This window comes from Bacillus sp. LR--39, assembly GCF_053613335.1.
The window spans coordinates 1-982 of sequence record NZ_JBSIOT010000416.1 but is presented as its reverse complement, the minus strand read 5'-3'; the positions used below and the strand labels follow the sequence as shown (position 1 = coordinate 982).

The following is a 982-nucleotide window of genomic DNA, read 5'->3' as shown; positions in this document are numbered from 1 at the left end:
TCAACGATCGCTGCCTCCACTCCTGGAATCGGCTTAGCCATTGAACCCGTTTTAATATCCATGCAAGTATAGTTGCAGATGAGCTGACTGCCCGTTTCGGTCATCCACCAGGTATCATGGATTCGTTTGTTAAAAACTTTATGTCCCCATCTGATGACTTCCGGATTTAGCGGCTCACCGACACTGAGCACATGCCGGAGTGAAGTTAGATCATATTTCGCAGCCATTTCATCTCCCGCTCCCATCAGCATCCGAAAAGCAGTCGGCGCGCTGTACCAGACATTGACGCCAAGCTGTTCAATCGTACCATACCAGCTTTCCGGGCTGAAACGTCCGCCGACGATGACATTTGTCGCTCCGTTCAGCCACGGTGCAAAAATGCCGTATACCGTACCTGTCACCCAGCCTGGATCAGCCGTGCACCAATAAATGTCTTCTTCCTTTAAATCAAGGACCCACTTTCCTGTTTGATATTGCTGAATCATCGCTTCATGGACATGCAGCACGCCCTTTGGCGTACCAGTGGAACCTGATGTATAGTGAAGCAGAAAGCCGTCTTTTTTATCCATCCATTCGATATCCAGTCTTGTGCTTTCCTGTTTCGCTGCTTCATCATAATTGATGATATTCGTGCCGATCTCAGCCTCTCCCCCGACTACGAAGACATGCTGCAAGTGAGGCAGTTTGTCTACCGGTATTCTCTCCAGCAGCTCAGGTGTTGTGACAACAACCTTTGCCTCACTGTTTTCAAGCCGGTCTTTCACCGCTCCCTCCATAAATGCTTCGAACAGCGGCCCGGCGATGGCGCCTATTTTGATTGCGCCAAGCATAATAAAATAAAGCTCGGGTGATCTCGGCATAAAAATAAAAACGCGGTCCCCTTTTTCCACATTTCCATACCGTCTCAGCACATTCCCGGCTCTGTTTGATTCTTCCTTCATTTCTTTAAATGTGTATTTTTCATCCCTTTTTGCGTCTTTAT

The 982-nt window shown here is 48.1% G+C and carries 1 protein-coding gene; it reads right to left on the bottom strand.

The annotated features are described in order from the left end of the window. On the bottom strand, positions 1-982 hold a 982-nt coding region (locus tag ACWHAR_RS23715), incomplete at both ends, for an AMP-binding protein (protein WP_452088020.1).